Here is a 15,401-nt window from a genome sequence, read left to right as displayed (position 1 = left end):
GGTCTCGGTCAGGCGCTTTCGGCCTCAAGAACCTTCCGGAGCTTTCCGAAGGCAAGCCGGATCCGCGACTTTACGGTGCCGAGCGGCAAGCCCGTTGCCTCGGCGATCTGCGAATGGGATTGGCCGAGAAAAAATGCGGCGCGGAGCATTTCCTGCTGCTCTTCCGGAAGTTGGCTGACAGCGGCGCGTACATGTGCGTCGCGATCGTCATTTGTGAGGATCTCGTCTGCGCCGTTTTCCGCGACCGGCTGCAATGCCGGGTCTGCCTCATCCAGGGTGCGCGTTCTGGCCCGGCGCTGAAGATCGATCCGGCGGTTGCGGGCTATGCGAAAAAGCCAGGTGGAAAGAGACGATCTCGCCGCATCGTAAAATTCAGCCTTGTGCCAGAGCACGATCAGTACTTCCTGGACCAGTTCCTCGGCTTCGCCACTCGACATTCTTTGGCGCAGAAGCCAGGATTTGAGGCGCGGCGCGAAGTAGTCGAACAGCACGGCGAATGCCTCTTGGTCGCGGCGTTCCGCAACGGCCTTGGCGAGGTCGGCGAAGCGCTGTTTCTCCTCGGCATTCATATCCCGTCCAAAGTCCCCTAGCTCGGCGAATTCTCCAACGGATTTCCAACGCTTATTGACGTACAACGGTTTCTAAAAACGTCAAACTCTTGCCTGAATCTTTATGTCTTAGATTCATCCGTGACGATGGTCTGTGTGCGCACGCAGTATCACGTCATCACGGGCGAGGCGCCAGCGCCCGACGTTGACACTTGGGCGAAAATGGCACAGGCAGGGACTTCTCGCAGTCCCTGTTGACGCTTTGGTAACCTGAATTAAGTCAAAATAAAGCAGATCGTGATTATGCGCCGCCCGTTCGCTTCGGGCTCGAATCGCAAGAACCGGCAGGATATCCATGTTTCTTAGAAGTACCGCAATCGCCCTTTCCCTCGTTCTCGCCGGCGCCGGCATTGCATCCGCTCAGTCCAAGAAGTCGCAGCCTGCAGCGCCCGCAGCGCAGCAGCAGGCCACCCCGGCTTCGACAGCGCCGACACGCATCCAGCAGTTCCAGGCCTGGGGCGCCTATTCCTACAAGTCCGGCGCGAACACCGTCTGCTACGTTCTGTCGGTGCCGACGGAGAAGAAGCCCGCCGGCATTGATCATGGTGATAACTTCTTCATCGTTTCGCAGCGCCCCGGTCAGAACATTTCCTACGAGCCGCAGGCAATGATGGGCTACACCGTCAAGGAGAACTCGAAGATCGACGTCGTCATCGACAACAAGACCTTCGTGATGTTCACCAAGGACAAGGCCGGCTGGGTCGAGAATGCAGCTCAGGAGCCGGCGCTCGTCGCGGCCATGAAGACCGGCCACTCGATGACCGTCAACGCGACATCGCGCAAGGGCACATCGACGTCGTACAGCTACTCGCTGTCTGGCATTTCCGCTGCACTGAAGCAGGTTGAAGGCTGCAAGTAAGCTTCCTGCTGCGGTGACGAAATTTCAGAAGGCCGGCCTTGTGCCGGCCTTCGCCGTTTCCATCCATAGTGACGCGGGGCTAAAATGATGCTAAAGGCCCGCGCAACAGCGGATAGATCGCGGTCCTTGCCGTATGCTCCGCATTCAATTTCTGCCACATGCCCTTCGTACCGCAAGTCATCCGGCTTTCCGGGGCGGTAGCATGTTGAATTCGGGATTAGAGCCTATGTCCGTCATGGATGAGATGACTGTTACCAAGCCCTTGGGCGCAGCGACCAGCGGTGTTGACGCTGGATTGAAGCCTTCGCTGATCGGCCTCAGCCGCGAAGAGATGGGCGCTGCGCTGCGTGAAAAAGGCGTGCCGGACAAGCAGATCAAGATGCGTGTCGCGCAGCTCTGGAACTGGATCTACGTGCGCGGCGTCTCCGATTTCGATCACATGACGAATGTCGCCAAGGACATGCGCGAGATGCTGAAGCAGCATTTCACGATTGCGCGCCCTGAAATCGTCGAGGAGCAGGTTTCCAACGATGGCACCCGCAAGTGGCTGCTGCGCTTTCCGGCGCGCGGTGCGGGCCGGCCAGTCGAGATCGAAGCAGTCTACATCCCGGAGGAGGGGCGCGGCACACTCTGCATCTCGAGCCAGGTCGGCTGCACGCTGACCTGTTCTTTCTGTCACACCGGCACGCAACGGCTGGTCCGCAACCTAACTGCGGAAGAAATCCTCTCGCAGCTTCTGCTCGCCCGCGATCGGCTGGGCGATTTCCCAGACCGTGAAGCGCCGCAGGGCACCATCATGCCGGCGGAAGGCCGCAAGGTCAGCAACATCGTCATGATGGGCATGGGCGAGCCGCTCTACAATTTCGATGCCGTGAAACAGGCGTTGCTGATCGCCACCGATGGCGACGGCCTGTCGCTCTCCAAGCGCCGCGTAACACTCTCCACCTCGGGCGTCGTGCCTGAAATCTTCCGCACTGGCGATGAAATCGGCGTGATGCTGGCAATCTCGCTGCACGCCGTGCGCGACGACCTGCGCGACATCCTCGTGCCGATCAACAAGAAGTACCCGCTGAAGGAACTGATCGACGCCTGCCGGAAGTATCCCGGTCTATCGAACGCCCGTCGCATCACCTTTGAATACGTGATGCTGAAGGACGTCAACGACAGCCTTGAGGACGCCAAGGGTCTCGTTCAGCTGCTGAAAGGCGTGCCGGCGAAGATCAACCTCATTCCGTTCAACCCGTGGCCGGGCACAAACTACCAGTGTTCCGACTGGGCACAGATCGAGAAGTTCGCCGATTTCATCAATTCGGCCGGCTATGCCTCGCCGATCCGAACGCCGCGCGGCCGCGACATCCTGGCTGCCTGCGGTCAGCTGAAGTCGGAATCGGAGCGGATGCGCAAGACTGAGCGGCTGGCCTTCGAGGCGATGATGATCGCCAACCATGGCGCCGACGACTGATCAGCAAGTTTGATCCGTTCAGTGTTTTCTAATGATTGATTTCATGGCCTGCTTTTCCTAGAAGCAGGCCAAAATCATGTCTGGAGGATACCCCAATGCGTTCAATTCTGCTTGCTGTCGCGGCCACGCTGGCCCTGACCCTGCCTGCAAAGGCCGAAGACGTAACCGTCGCGGTCACGGCGATCGTCGAGCATCCGGCGCTTGACGCCGCACGCAAGGGCGTCCTCGATGTGCTGACAGCCGCAGGCTATAAGGAAGGCGAGAACCTGAAGTTCATGTTCGAGTCTGCGCAAGGCAACCCGGCAACGGCTGCGCAGATCGCCCGACAGTTCGCAGGCGATGGCCCGAACGTTATCGTGCCGATCTCCACGCCATCAGCGCAAGCCGTCGTTTCCGCAACGCGCGACATTCCAGTCGTCTTCACGGCCGTTTCCGATCCGCTCGGCGCCCAGCTCGTGAAGAACATGGACAAGCCAGGCGGCAACGTCACCGGTCTGTCCGACATGTCACCGGTTGCCGAGCACGTTGCGCTCATCAAGGAAATCCTGCCGAACGCCAAGTCGATCGGCTACCTCTACAATTCCGGCGAAGCCAATTCGGTGTCTTTGCTCGCCGTCCTGAAGACGGAAGCCGAGAAGGCTGGCCTGAAGGTCGTTGAATCGGCGGCCACCAAGTCTGCGGAAGTGCAGGGTGCGGCCCGCGCGCTCGTCGGCCGTGCCGATGCCATTTACATCCCGACCGACAACACGATCATTTCCGCACTGGAAGGTGCGGTTGCCGTCGCCGAGGAAAGCAAGCTGCCGCTCTTCACGGCCGACACGGACTCTGTTTCGCGCGGTGCGCTTGCAGCGCTCGGCTTCAACTACTACGACGTCGGCAAGCAGACCGGCGAAATTGTCGTCCGTATCCTTAAGGGTGAAAACCCCGGCGATATTCCGGTGAAGGTTGCTGCCGGTAGCGATCTCGTCGTCAATAAGGGTGCGGCCACACGCATGGGCGTCACGCTACCCGAAAGCGTCTTGAAGCGCGCGACGAAGACCATCGACTGATCGAAGTAGATTTCAGAACCACCCGTTCAGCCGCTCCCGTTTTACGCGGGGGCGGCTGATGGTATTAGAAGCTTGGGTCCGCTAGAGGCGGGACAAGTCAGAAGAAAGGGCAGGAGCCTTGAGTCAGATCGCATTTTGGGGAGCTGTGGAACTGGGGCTGGTTTATGCCTTCGTTGCCATCGGCGTGTACCTCGCATTTCGTGTGCTGGATTTTCCGGATCTGACGGTTGACGGCTCCTTTCCGCTGGGTGCTGCGGTAACGGCGGTTCTCATCATCGCCGGGGTCAATGCCTGGCTTGCGGCGCTCGTCGCCATGGTTGCGGGTGCTGCGGCCGGCATCGTTACGGCGATGCTCAATGTACGGTTCAAGATCCTCAACCTGCTTGCCTCGATCCTGACGATGATCGCGCTCTTTTCGGTGAACCTGCGCGTCATGGGCAAGCCGAACGTCGCACTGATCAATGCGGATACGATGATCAGCCCGTTCTTTGGTCATGGCCTGCGCGACTTCTACGTTCGGCCACTCTTCGTCGGCGTCCTCGTCGGCGTCGCAGTCATCCTCGTCTGGCGCTTCCTCGAGAGCGACTCGGGTCTGGCAATGCGCGCGACGGGTGCGAATGCCCGCATGGCCCGCGCACAGGGCGTCGACACCAGCCGCCAGATTTATCTCGGCATGGCGATCTCCAACGCCTTGGTTGCCTTCGGTGGCGCGCTGTTTGCGCAGACGAACGGCTTTGCTGATGTCACCTCTGGCGTCGGTACGATCGTTGTCGGCCTCGCGGCCGTCATTATCGGTGAAACGCTGCTCGGTCGGCGCGGGCTGCTGATCGCGCTGATCGGCTGTGTGCTCGGCTCGATCCTCTATCGCATCGCCATCCAGCTCGCTCTCTCGACTGATGTCATCGGGCTGCAGGCGTCGGACCTCAATTTCGTGACGGCGGTGCTGGTGACGATCGCGCTCATCCTTCCCCGCCTTCGCCGCGGAGGCGCTGCATCGTGATTACGCTCAAGGATATCAAGGTCGTTTTCGGCAAGGGTACGCCGCTACAGAAGCAGGCGCTGAACGGCGTCAGCCTGACAATCGAGGAAGGTTCGTTCGTCACCGTCATCGGCTCGAACGGCGCCGGCAAGTCGACACTGCTCGGCGTTCTTGCCGGCGATGTGCTCGCCGGCGAAGGCCAGGTTCTGATCGGCCATACCGACGTCACACGCAAATCGACGGCCGCTCGCGCCGGACTGGTCGCCCGCGTCTTCCAGGATCCTCTGACGGGAAGCTGCGGCTCGCTGTCGATCGAGGAAAACCTTGCACTTGCGGCGCGTCGCGGTGAAATGCGGGGGCTGGTCTCGGCGCTTGGCCCGAAGCGGCGCGAGCATTTCCGCGAGCGGATCGCCGAGCTCAATCTCGGCCTTGAGAACCGCATGCGGGACCGTATGGACCTGCTTTCCGGCGGTCAGCGTCAGGCGGTTTCGCTTGTGATGGCGACGCTTGCCGGCTCCGAAGTGCTACTGCTCGACGAGCACACGGCGGCGCTCGATCCTGGGATGGCCGAGTTCGTCATGGGGCTCACGCAGAAGATCGTTTCGGAACGCAAGCTGACAACGCTGATGGTCACGCACTCCATGCGGCAGGCGCTCGATTATGGCCACCGTACGATCATGCTACACAGTGGCGAGATCGTTCTCGACGTCAGCGGCGACAGCCGCAAGACGCTGCAGGTCGAAGACCTGATCGCGATGTTCCGCAAGATGCGCGGCCAGACGCTGGACGATGACGCACTGCTGATCGGCTGAGGCTAGGCATTCCGGGAAGCCAGCTTCCCGGAGGTCGCTTAACGCGCCTGCGTCAGCAGGATCTTTGCCGCGAAGACGGAGAAGACGCCGGCAAAGGTAAAGTCCATGCCGCGCAAAACCTTTTTGTTGTTCTGCAGCCAGCCGGCCAGCCAGTCGGCCGCAAAGACCACAGCAGCGTTCACAGGCATGCCGATCAGGATGAAGCAGAAGCCGAGAAACAGCAGCTTCTGCGTCACCGTCGGGTCGCCAGCACTGACGAACTGCGGCAGGAAGGTCATGAAGAAGATGATGACCTTCGGGTTCAGTAGGTTGACCCAGAAGCCCGAGGAGACGTTGGCAAGCGGCGTGCCTGTTGCCGCTTCCACCTTGTTGACCGAAAACTTCGAGCCGTAGCGGATCGCCTGGACGGCAAGCCAAAGGAGATAGGCGGCACCGCCGGTCTTCAGGATCAGGAAGGCGGTCGGTGATGCGGTGATCAGCGCTGAGACACCGAAAGCAACCAGCATGGTATGAACGACAATCCCGAGACTGGTGCCGAGGACGACGAAGAGTGCAGCCTTCTTGCCTTGTGCCAGCGCACGGCTGATGGAAAGCGTCATGTCTGGGCCAGGCGTTGCCGCAAGCAGAAGAGTCGCAGCAGCAAAGGCAAGAAGCGTGGCAATGCTGGGCAGAAAATCCATGTTACACTCTGAAAGCCGGAAGAACGTTGGTTGCTTTTATCCGGCTCTCAGAAAATGTCTAATCAAACCTTCTAATACGACCTATTCCTTCTGTTCGAGATAGGCCTTGAACTTGTCGGCATAATCCTTGTGCCAGCGCGACAACGGCGGGCGGTTCTCGATGATGTCCCCCATTGCCCAGGCCAGGCGGCGTTCGTCCACCGGACGGGCGACGTCGTTGTCGGGGCAGAGGATGTAGAAGTCGCCGCGTTCCAGGCTTTCGATCATGAAATCGACGGTCTGTTCCGCAGTCCATGCGGCAGCCGGCTTCTCGGTGCGGTCGCCCTTCGTGAGGCCGGTGAAGACGAAGCCGGGGATCAGCAGGTGGGCGGAAATCTTCGAGCCCTCGGTGTTGCGCAGTTCGTGCTCGAGCGCTTCGGTAAACACCTTCACGCCGGCTTTCGAGACATTGTAGGCCGGATTGCCAGGGGGCGTAGTGATGCCCTGCTTGGAGCCGGTGTTGATGATCAGGCCCGGTTCGCCATGCGAGAGCATGTGCTGGCCGAAGGTCCGGGTGCCGTTGATGACGCCGAGCAAGTTGACGCCGAGGATGCTGTCCCAATTGGCCTGGGCGCTGAAGATCGACGTCTCGGGGCCGATGCCGGCGTTGTTCATGAGAATATGCACGCGACCGAAGCGTTGAATCACGGTCCGTTCAAGCGCTTCCAGGGACTCCTTCTGCCCAACGTCGGTTTCGACGGCGAGCACATACTCCTCTCCCGAGATCGCCTTCAGTTCGTCTGCAGAGGCTGCCAGCCGGTCGCCGCCGAGATCGGCGATAGCAACGCTCATGCCCGCACGAGCGAAATGTTTTGCCGCGGCAAGCCCGATGCCGGAAGCACCGCCGGTGATGACGGCGACATTGGATTTCTTGATGATGTCTTGAATTTTCGTCACGGCCAGCCTCTCCTCAGCATTGTCAGGACGCTGGCAGATATGGGTTGCGCTTTCGGCCTGTCAAACATTATCCGAGCCGCCTATGGTCGCCGTTGCCCTTGCGTCCTGCGCCGATCTCGCTAAAAGTGCCCAGCCATACCGGGCTTGGCGGGTTTGCCGCCGCCCTTTTGCAACGGACCTCATCATCATGGCATCGCACAAAGACGTAAAGAAAGTCGTCCTCGCCTATTCCGGCGGTCTCGACACCTCGATCATCCTGAAGTGGCTGCAGACCGAGCTCGGCGCAGAAGTCGTAACCTTCACGGCCGACCTCGGCCAGGGCGAAGAGCTGGAGCCGGCGCGCAAGAAGGCCGAAATGCTCGGCATCAAGGAGATCTACATCGAGGACGTCCGCGAAGAGTTCGTCAAGGACTTCGTTTTCCCGATGTTCCGCGCCAACGCCGTCTATGAGGGTGTCTATCTGCTGGGCACCTCGATCGCCCGTCCGCTGATCTCCAAGCACCTGATCGATATCGCCCGCAAGACCGGCGCCGATGCGATCGCGCATGGCGCCACCGGCAAGGGCAACGACCAGGTTCGTTTCGAGCTCTCCGCCTATGCCCTGAACCCCGATATCAAGATCATCGCGCCGTGGCGCGACTGGTCGTTCAAGAGCCGTACCGATCTGCTCGCGTTTGCCGAAGCCCACCAGATCCCGGTCGCCAAGGACAAGAAGGGCGAAGCGCCGTTCTCCGTCGACGCCAACCTGCTGCACTCCTCGTCCGAGGGCAAGGTTCTCGAAGATCCGGCACAGGAAGCACCTGAGTACGTGCATATGCGCACGATTTCTCCGGAAGCAGCTCCCGACAAGGCAACCATCATCAAGGTTGGCTTCGAGAAGGGTGATGCCGTTTCGATTAATGGCGTACGCATGAGCCCGGCAACGCTGCTCGCAGCCCTCAACAACTACGGTCGCGACAACGGCATCGGTCGCCTCGACCTCGTCGAAAACCGCTTCGTCGGCATGAAGTCGCGCGGCGTCTACGAGACGCCCGGCGGCACGATCCTGCTTGCCGCGCACCGCGCCATCGAATCCATCACCCTCGACCGCGGTGCCGCGCACCTCAAGGACGAGCTGATGCCGCGTTACGCCGAGTTGATCTACTACGGCTTCTGGTTCTCGCCGGAACGCGAAATGCTGCAGGCTCTGATCGACAAGAGCCAGGAGCATGTCGAAGGCGAAGTGACGCTGAAGCTCTACAAGGGCAACGTCATGGTCACCGGCCGCGAGAGCCCGAAGTCGCTCTATTCCGACAAGCTGGTTACCTTCGAAGACGACCAGGGCGCCTACGACCAGAAGGACGCCGCCGGCTTCATCAAGCTCAACGCGCTGCGTCTGCGCACACTCGCCAAGCGCAACCTCTCGAAGTAACCGAGAGCAGTCGCAAGAGATCGAAGGCCCGCCTCGTGCGGGCCTTTTTCATTCGCCCGCCGTGGCGTGGGAGAGTTCCGCTGCGCGTTGCGCGGCGCGCACGAACCAGACGTAGCTGGTGATCGAAATCAGCGCCATGATCGGGATCACCGTACCGAAGGCGAGCAGCGGCATACCGATCAGCGAACCCGCAACGCCGCCGGCAAAGCCGCCACCCATCTGAATAAAGCCCATCATCGCGGACGCCGAGCCGGCGATATGCGGGAAGGGGTAGAGGCCCGATGTCGTCATATGCGGCGTCAGGAACGCCAATCCGAAGGCCAGGAACGCGATCGGCCCCATGATCGAGAGATACGAGGGCGTGACGAAGTGGACTGACAGCGCGATCATGATGCCAGCGAGCCCGAGGAGGCCAAGCCCGACACGCACCGAGCCGTCACCGCCCAGGCGCGGCGCCGCATAGCGAAGGCAGACGGAGCCGAGGAAGTAGGACCCTGATTGCATCAGCATGCCCAAGCCGAAAGCGGTCGGTGAAAGGCCGACGACCTTGATGAGGATGAAGGGTAGCAGCGTCGCCTGCGCGTAAAGCGCGCCGATCGAACCGCCGAGGACGAGCGAGGCAGAGACGAAGCGGCTTTCCCGGGCAAGCTCCAGATAGGCGCGAAGCAGCGGAACCGGGAGCGCGCGGCGCGGATCCGGCACGCTTGTTTCGCGCATGAAGACGATCACCCCGAGACAGATCAGCAGCCCGAAGCCGATCAGCAGAAAGAAGACCGACTGCCAGCCGAAGGCCGCCAGCGCAAGTCCGCCGATCGTTGGTGCAGCGGCCGGTCCGATGGCGATCATGATGCCGATCAGGTTGATGATGCGGGAGGCTTCCGTCCCGGTGAACTGGTCACGCACGATGGCGCGCGCCACCGTAATCCCGACGGAGGCGCCGATGCCCTGGATCAGGCGGCCGGCGAGCAGCCACTCGATGCCGGGCGCAAAGGCGGCAAGCAGGCTGCCGACGACATAGATGCCGATGAAGAGGAGCGTCGCCGCGCGGCGGCCGAAGGCGTCCGAGAGCGGGCCGGCAAGCAATTGCGCAACCGAGAAGCCGGCGAAATAGACGGAAAGCGTCATCTTGATCGCGGAGTCGGAGGTCCGGAACGCGTGGACGAGTTCCGGCATTGCCGGCGTGTAGATCGACATCGAGATCGGGCCGATGGTTGCGAGAAGCGCTCCGAGCATGCTCGTTCGCCGTTGGCTCATCCGGAATGGGGGCATAGGGTACTCGGTCTTTGGTGACATGCGCGATCCGCGCGAGGGCGGCCGCTCCCCTTCTGTCGGAAGCCGCGTGATACGGCAATTCAAAAATCTGATGGATCGCCATGACAGCTTGACGCCTTTCGATTGGCGCATAAGCTGCGGCTGTCCTTTCCGGAGTTTGTCGATGACGCAATCCTTGCTCGCGGGCGCCTTTCTGGCAGCTCTTCTTTACGTGCTCATTCCAGGGCCTGCTTTCCTTGCGTTGCTTGGCATCGGCGCAGGGCAGGGCCGCCGTGCCGGCGCAATGTTCGTCAGCGGTCATCTGGTCGGCGATCTTCTGTGGGCATCGTTGGCGCTGATCGCGATCATCGGGGCGAAGACGATCGGGACCTTCGTGTTCGACGCGCTTGGTCTTCTCTGTGGCTTCTATCTTGCCTGGATCGGCTGGAATGCCGTGCGGGCAAAGCCGAAGGGTGAGGGGCAGGCGTTGATGGTGGTGGAGCGGCCGTTCCGTCGCGGTCTGATCTTCGGCGTCACCAATCCGAAGGGATATCCAGTCGCGCTTGCGACGTTCACCGCGCTTGTTGCGGGTTCGGCGAGCGCGTTGCAGTTTCACACGCTGCCGGTCCTGCTGGCGGTTTCGTTTTTGGGCTTTATCGTGGCGGACATGATCCTGATCACGATCATTGGCGCGGGAACGGTCCGACGTTTCTATCGTTCGCACGAACGGCTGATCGTGCGCTGCTCCGGTGTTCTCTTCATGGGCTTTGCAGCACAGGCGCTCTGGCATGCGACGCCCGGCCTGCTTGGATGGCGGAAAGCCTGAGATCAGACGTTAAGGAAGCTGACGACGGAATCGAGCCGTGCCACCGTTTGCGGGTCGCCGATCGATGTCGCGATCTGGAGCTGGCCCTTGTAGTAATCCCGGAAATTGAAGCTCGTCGCGTCGGCAATATCGGACAGATCGAGGATGTTGCCTGACGGATCGACCGTCCGCATCGGCAGCGGCTCGGAGATCGCGGCAAACGTATCCTGATCGATCGCGCCAGCATCGAAGCTCTGCCTCGCATATTGGCGCAGTTCGCTGGCGCTGATGGCGGAAAAATCAGGCGTATCCCCGTTCGTTTCATCGATGTGAAATGCCGTCGAGGCCTTCGTCGCCGTGCCGAATTGTGCTTCTAATTCGTTGTAATTGCTAGAATTATCGGAGTTTCTTCTGAAAAGAAAATTCGGCGAAGACCGCACAGAAAGGATTTCCATGACGCCTATCCCCTTGCAAAAGGATGATGCGTGAAGCTACCGCGCATGGCGAACGTACGTCAATCGTTAACGATTAGTTAATTCTTATGCATCATTTCTTGCCATGAACTTTTCGCGGTCCGGCCGGGAGATGAGCGTTTGATCGGCGATACCAATTGCGGATGCGCATCCCTATATTGCCTGTTCAGTTGCCTGCCACAAAGGATCCCCGCATGCCTTCCACACCAGAATTCAACCCGGCACTTATCGAATGGAATGGTCTCCACGGTCTGCCGCGTTTCGATGCCCTCAATGATGGCGACTTCGCTCCGGCCTTTGATGCAGCGCTCGCAGCGCACGAGAAAGAGATCGACGCGATCGCGGATAATCCCGAGGCGCCGACATTCGAAAATACCGTGGTTGCTCTCGAGATCGCGGGCGATGAGCTGTCGCGCGTTTCGGCATTGTTCTGGAACCGGGCGGGCGCGCATACCAATGATATGATCCAGGCGCTGGAGCGGGATATCTCGCCGAAGATGTCGCGCCACTATTCCAAGATCGGCATGAATGCGGCGCTGTTTGCGCGCATCGACGCCTTGTGGGAAGCGCGCGAAAGCCTCGGTTTGACGCTGGAGCAGACGCGGGTGCTGGAGCGGCACTGGAAGGGCTTCGTCAAATCGGGCGCGAAGCTGCCGAAGCCCGAGCAGGAGAAGCTTGCGGGGATCAACGAGAAGCTTGCTGGCCTTGGTACCCAGTTCGGTCAGAACGTGCTTGCCGACGAGAAGAGCTGGGCGATGATCCTTTCCGACGGTCCGGATCTCGACGGCATTCCGGAATTTCTGAAGGATGCGATGGCGGCGGCTGCGCGCGAGCGTGGCGAAGAGGGCAAGTTTGCCGTGACCCTGTCACGCTCGATCATCGAACCGTTCCTAACCTTCTCGGAGCGGCGGGACCTGCGGGAACAGGCCTTTAAGGCCTGGGTTGCGCGCGGCGAGAACGATGGCGCCACTGACAATCGCGGCATTATCAGGGATACGCTTGCGCTCCGCGACGAGGTGGCAAAGCTCCTCGGTTACGGCAACTTCGCTGAATTGAAGCTCGACAATACAATGGCAAAGACGCCTGAAGCCGTGAACCACCTGCTTCGGGAGGTATGGGCGAAGGCGGTCAAGCGTGCCGGCGAGGAAGAGGCGGATATCGCCAATTTGATCGCCGACGAAGGCAAGAACCACGACGTCATGCCCTGGGATTGGCGGCATTATGCCGAGAAGATCCGGGCGCAGCGGTTCAATTTCTCCGAGGCGGAGCTGAAGCCTTATCTGCAGCTTGAGAAGATCATCGATGCCTGCTTCGATGTCGCTGGCCGGCTATTCGGCATTCGCGCCGTCGAGAAGAAGGGCGTTCCAGCCTACCATCCCGATGTCCGCGTCTTCGAGATCCGCGATCGCGAAGACAGGCTGGTCGCGCTCTTCCTCGGCGATTATTTCGCCCGCAGCTCGAAGCGCTCGGGCGCCTGGATGAGCTCTTTCCAGTCGCAGCACAAGCTGCCGTTGAAGAACGGCCGCAATGGCGAATTGCCGATCATCTACAATGTCTGCAACTTCGCGAAGCCCGCCGAGGGCAAGCCGGCGCTACTGTCGCTCGATGACGCGCGCACGCTGTTCCACGAGTTCGGCCATGCGCTGCACGGGATGCTGTCAAACGTCACCTACCCCTCGGTTTCGGGCACGGGTGTCTCACGCGATTTCGTTGAGCTGCCGTCGCAGCTTTACGAGCACTGGCTGACGGTGCCTGCGATCCTGACGCAATATGCCGTGCACTTTGAAACCGGCGAGCCAATGCCGCAGGCCCTGCTCGACAAGGTTCTGGCGGCGCGGACGTTCAATTCCGGCTTCAATACGGTCGAGTTTACCTCGTCCGCGGTCGTCGACATGGCGTTCCACACTCGCGACAAGGTCGAGGATCCGATGGCGGTACAGGCCGAGGTGTTGTCGGAGCTCGGCATGCCGAAGTCGATCGTCATGCGTCATGCCTCGCCGCACTTCCAGCACATCTTCTCCGGCGGTTATTCAGCCGGCTACTATTCCTACATGTGGTCCGAGGTTCTCGATGCCGATGCCTTTGCCGCCTTTGAGGAAACTGGTGACGCGTTCCATCGCGAGATGGCCGGCAAGCTCAAGGATAACATCTATTCCGTCGGCGGCGCGGTCGATCCCGAGGACGCCTACAAGGCTTTCCGAGGCAAGCTGCCGAGCCCGGATGCCATGCTGGTGAAGAAGGGTCTAGCGACCTTCGAAGAACTGTCCGGCAGTGATGCTTGAGGCGATCGCAACAAAACTGTCGTCGAAGTTTCGAAAAACCGTCATGCCATCTTCAAGATGATGACATGACGGCCGCGGTAGGGTCGGTGCGGGAGAATCTCTTCCATTCCCGCAAGCCGGATACGCCATGGCATGAAATTGACCGAGACGACGACCCGCCGATGCTTTCTCTCATCAATGGGCGCGGTCGGCGGATTTGCGGTGGCAGGGCTGGCGATGCCCTATTATGCGCGGGGCTCTTCCGGCCGACCGCTCTTCACGTATGGTGTGCAATCCGGCGACGTCGATGCGAGTTCCGGCGTGATTTGGACGCAGGTGGACCGGCCGGCGCGACTCGCTGTCGAGTATTCAACGAGCGACAGGTTCGCCAATGCGGTGCGCATAGCGCCGATAGACGTCACGCCGCAAACCGGTCTTGCCGGAAAGCTGCTGCTTCGGGATCTCCCGCCCGATCAGGAGATATTTTACCGCTTCTGTGCGGCCAACCTGCAGGACATCAATGATTTGTCCGAGCCAATCCAAGGGCAGTTTCGCACGGCATCGGTGGGCAAGCGTAGCATCCGGTTCGCGTGGTCGGGCGATACGGCCGGGCAGGGATGGGGCATCGACGATGACGGCATGCGCACCTATGCGACGATCGCCTACCATCGCCCGGACTTCATGATCCATTCCGGTGACACGATCTATGCCGACAATCCCATGCCCGACGAGATCAGGTTGCGAGACGGGGGAGTTTGGAAGAACAGGATCGTCACCGACGCAAAGCGCGAGATCGCCCAGACGCTGGAGCAGTTTCGCGGGCAATGGTCCTATAACCTGCTCGATGAGCATGTGAAGGCGCTCAATGCCGTCTGTCCGGTCTTTTATCAATGGGATGACCACGAGGTCTTGAACAACTGGTCGCCCTCGACGGACCTGCGCGACGACGACCGCTACACCGAAAAGTCCGTTTCGGCGCTCGCTGGTCACGCCAGCCGGGCGTTTCACGAGATGACTCCCATCCGCTATGTCGCCGATGAGCCGGGCCGGATCTACCGCAAGGTTTCATACGGGCCGCTGCTCGACCTCTTCTTCGTCGACCTGCGCTCTTATCGCGGACCCAACGGCCATGGCGGTGATGCCACCGTCTCCGATGCCTCCCGTCTGTTGGGCGAGCGTCAAGTGGCGTGGCTGAAGCGCGAGCTGGTGCGCTCGACGGCGACCTGGAAGGTGATTGCCTGCGATTTGCCGATCGGGCTGGTGATCTGGGATGATTACGGCCACCGGACCGGCAGCGAGTCGATCTCCAACGGCGACAATGGCGCCCCGCTTGGCCGCGAATTGGAATTTGCCGATCTGCTACGCTTCATCCGCGATGCCGGCATCTTCAACATGATCTGGCTGACAGCTGATGTGCACTATACGGCCGCGCACTACTACGACCCCGAAAAGGCCAAATTCCACGAATTCCTGCCGTTCTGGGAATTCGTTGCCGGTCCCCTTCATTCCGGTACCTACGGTCCGCAGCAACTCGACATGACCTTCGGGCCACAGGTGAAGTTCATGGAAGCAGCGCCCGGTGGCGCGGAGCAGAACTTGCCGCCGTCGGCCGGCATGCAGTTCTTTGGGCTCGTCGACATCGATGGGCAGACCGAGCAACTGACCGTGAGGCTGATGGACCGGAACGATACTGAACTGTGGCGGATGACGCTTGACCCGCAGATATCGAGTTGACGTCATGCATGGCAGGCAATCCGGCTTTCCCCCTTTCGCAAACGCGAAAAACACTGTATGAGCCGCCCAAATGAAATTGGC

Annotated in this window: 14 protein-coding genes; 9 read left to right on the top strand and 5 right to left on the bottom strand. The window is 60.5% G+C overall.

Going from position 1 to position 15,401, the window contains the following annotated elements:
• Positions 1 to 8: 8 nt before the first annotated feature.
• Entirely contained in the window at positions 9 to 569 is a 561-nt protein-coding gene (locus ATY79_RS18105) for a sigma-70 family RNA polymerase sigma factor (RefSeq protein ID WP_088704542.1), read from the bottom strand.
• A 334-nt stretch (positions 570 to 903) separates the two neighbouring features.
• Between ATY79_RS18105 and ATY79_RS18100 the strand changes: the two genes are divergently transcribed.
• The 5 genes from ATY79_RS18100 (at position 904) to ATY79_RS18080 (ending at position 5,769) form a co-directional block, all read left to right on the top strand.
• Positions 904 to 1,467 (top strand): invasion associated locus B family protein, encoded by a 564-nt coding sequence (locus ATY79_RS18100; protein WP_088692980.1) that lies wholly within the window; start codon positions 904 to 906, stop codon positions 1,465 to 1,467.
• Positions 1,468 to 1,693: 226 nt separating this feature from the next.
• Entirely contained in the window at positions 1,694 to 2,929 is a 1,236-nt protein-coding gene (gene rlmN / locus ATY79_RS18095; protein ID WP_088692979.1) for a 23S rRNA (adenine(2503)-C(2))-methyltransferase RlmN, read from the top strand.
• A 95-nt stretch (positions 2,930 to 3,024) separates the two neighbouring features.
• Positions 3,025 to 3,978 (top strand): ABC transporter substrate-binding protein, encoded by a 954-nt coding sequence (locus ATY79_RS18090; RefSeq protein ID WP_088692978.1) that lies wholly within the window; start codon positions 3,025 to 3,027, stop codon positions 3,976 to 3,978.
• Between the two features lie 118 nt (positions 3,979 to 4,096).
• On the top strand, positions 4,097 to 4,978 hold the full coding sequence (locus ATY79_RS18085; RefSeq protein WP_088692977.1) for an ABC transporter permease: 882 nt from the start codon (positions 4,097 to 4,099) through the stop codon (positions 4,976 to 4,978).
• Positions 4,975 to 5,769, top strand: a complete 795-nt coding sequence (locus ATY79_RS18080; RefSeq protein ID WP_088692976.1) for an ABC transporter ATP-binding protein — start codon at positions 4,975 to 4,977, stop codon at positions 5,767 to 5,769. The genes ATY79_RS18085 and ATY79_RS18080 overlap by 4 nt, the downstream gene beginning before the upstream one ends.
• A 38-nt stretch (positions 5,770 to 5,807) precedes the next feature.
• Here the strand turns inward: ATY79_RS18080 and ATY79_RS18075 are convergent, their stop codons facing one another.
• Together ATY79_RS18075 and ATY79_RS18070 are read right to left on the bottom strand one after the other, a co-directional pair.
• The gene (locus ATY79_RS18075) at positions 5,808 to 6,449 is read right to left on the bottom strand and encodes a LysE family translocator (RefSeq protein ID WP_088692975.1); all 642 of its coding nucleotides are present in this window, start codon (positions 6,447 to 6,449) and stop codon (positions 5,808 to 5,810) included.
• A gap of 81 nt (positions 6,450 to 6,530) precedes the next feature.
• Entirely contained in the window at positions 6,531 to 7,385 is an 855-nt protein-coding gene (locus ATY79_RS18070) for an SDR family NAD(P)-dependent oxidoreductase (RefSeq protein ID WP_088692974.1), read from the bottom strand.
• Positions 7,386 to 7,572: 187 nt separating this feature from the next.
• On the opposite strand from ATY79_RS18070, the gene ATY79_RS18065 reads away from it, so the two are divergent.
• Positions 7,573 to 8,796, top strand: a complete 1,224-nt coding sequence (locus tag ATY79_RS18065; protein WP_088693232.1) for an argininosuccinate synthase — start codon at positions 7,573 to 7,575, stop codon at positions 8,794 to 8,796.
• A 48-nt stretch (positions 8,797 to 8,844) separates the two neighbouring features.
• Here ATY79_RS18065 and ATY79_RS18060 read toward each other — a convergent pair whose 3' ends face one another.
• The gene (locus tag ATY79_RS18060) at positions 8,845 to 10,029 is read right to left on the bottom strand and encodes a multidrug effflux MFS transporter (RefSeq protein ID WP_088704541.1); all 1,185 of its coding nucleotides are present in this window, start codon (positions 10,027 to 10,029) and stop codon (positions 8,845 to 8,847) included.
• Positions 10,030 to 10,231: 202 nt separating this feature from the next.
• Between ATY79_RS18060 and ATY79_RS18055 the strand changes: the two genes are divergently transcribed.
• Positions 10,232 to 10,873, top strand: coding sequence for a LysE family translocator (locus ATY79_RS18055; RefSeq protein ID WP_088693231.1), 642 nt, complete (start codon positions 10,232 to 10,234; stop codon positions 10,871 to 10,873).
• A 2-nt stretch (positions 10,874 to 10,875) separates the two neighbouring features.
• On the opposite strand, the gene ATY79_RS18050 is transcribed toward ATY79_RS18055, so the two are convergent.
• Complete coding sequence (locus ATY79_RS18050; RefSeq protein ID WP_088692972.1) at positions 10,876 to 11,307, bottom strand: hypothetical protein; 432 nt, start codon at positions 11,305 to 11,307, stop codon at positions 10,876 to 10,878.
• Positions 11,308 to 11,519: 212 nt separating this feature from the next.
• Here ATY79_RS18050 and ATY79_RS18045 point away from each other — a divergent pair, with 212 nt between their 5' ends.
• Together ATY79_RS18045 and ATY79_RS18040 are read left to right on the top strand one after the other, a co-directional pair.
• On the top strand, positions 11,520 to 13,607 hold the full coding sequence (locus tag ATY79_RS18045; RefSeq protein ID WP_088704540.1) for a M3 family metallopeptidase: 2,088 nt from the start codon (positions 11,520 to 11,522) through the stop codon (positions 13,605 to 13,607).
• A gap of 132 nt (positions 13,608 to 13,739) precedes the next feature.
• Positions 13,740 to 15,320, top strand: a complete 1,581-nt coding sequence (locus ATY79_RS18040; RefSeq protein WP_088692971.1) for an alkaline phosphatase D family protein — start codon at positions 13,740 to 13,742, stop codon at positions 15,318 to 15,320.
• Positions 15,321 to 15,401 lie beyond the last annotated feature (81 nt).

Origin of the sequence: Rhizobium sp. R693, from assembly GCF_002211315.1 — a bacterium.
Lineage (GTDB): Bacteria > Pseudomonadota > Alphaproteobacteria > Rhizobiales > Rhizobiaceae > Rhizobium.
The sequence above is the reverse complement of the archived record's forward strand: the minus strand, read 5'-3'. Positions and strand labels throughout refer to the sequence as shown.

Excerpts from the sequence above, each read along its gene's own strand:
- ATY79_RS18105 (WP_088704542.1), bottom strand. The coding sequence starts at position 569 with ATGAATGCCGAGGAGAAACAGCGCTTCGCCGACCTCGCCAAGGCCGTT.
- rlmN (WP_088692979.1), top strand. The coding sequence starts at position 1,694 with ATGTCCGTCATGGATGAGATGACTGTTACCAAGCCCTTGGGCGCAGCG.
- ATY79_RS18060 (WP_088704541.1), bottom strand. The coding sequence starts at position 10,029 with ATGCTCGGAGCGCTTCTCGCAACCATCGGCCCGATCTCGATGTCGATC.
- ATY79_RS18055 (WP_088693231.1), top strand. The coding sequence starts at position 10,232 with ATGACGCAATCCTTGCTCGCGGGCGCCTTTCTGGCAGCTCTTCTTTAC.
- ATY79_RS18090 (WP_088692978.1), top strand. The coding sequence starts at position 3,025 with ATGCGTTCAATTCTGCTTGCTGTCGCGGCCACGCTGGCCCTGACCCTG.
- ATY79_RS18050 (WP_088692972.1), bottom strand. The coding sequence starts at position 11,307 with ATGGAAATCCTTTCTGTGCGGTCTTCGCCGAATTTTCTTTTCAGAAGA.
- ATY79_RS18040 (WP_088692971.1), top strand. The coding sequence starts at position 13,740 with ATGAAATTGACCGAGACGACGACCCGCCGATGCTTTCTCTCATCAATG.
- ATY79_RS18065 (WP_088693232.1), top strand. The coding sequence starts at position 7,573 with ATGGCATCGCACAAAGACGTAAAGAAAGTCGTCCTCGCCTATTCCGGC.
- ATY79_RS18045 (WP_088704540.1), top strand. The coding sequence starts at position 11,520 with ATGCCTTCCACACCAGAATTCAACCCGGCACTTATCGAATGGAATGGT.
- ATY79_RS18075 (WP_088692975.1), bottom strand. The coding sequence starts at position 6,449 with ATGGATTTTCTGCCCAGCATTGCCACGCTTCTTGCCTTTGCTGCTGCG.
- ATY79_RS18100 (WP_088692980.1), top strand. The coding sequence starts at position 904 with ATGTTTCTTAGAAGTACCGCAATCGCCCTTTCCCTCGTTCTCGCCGGC.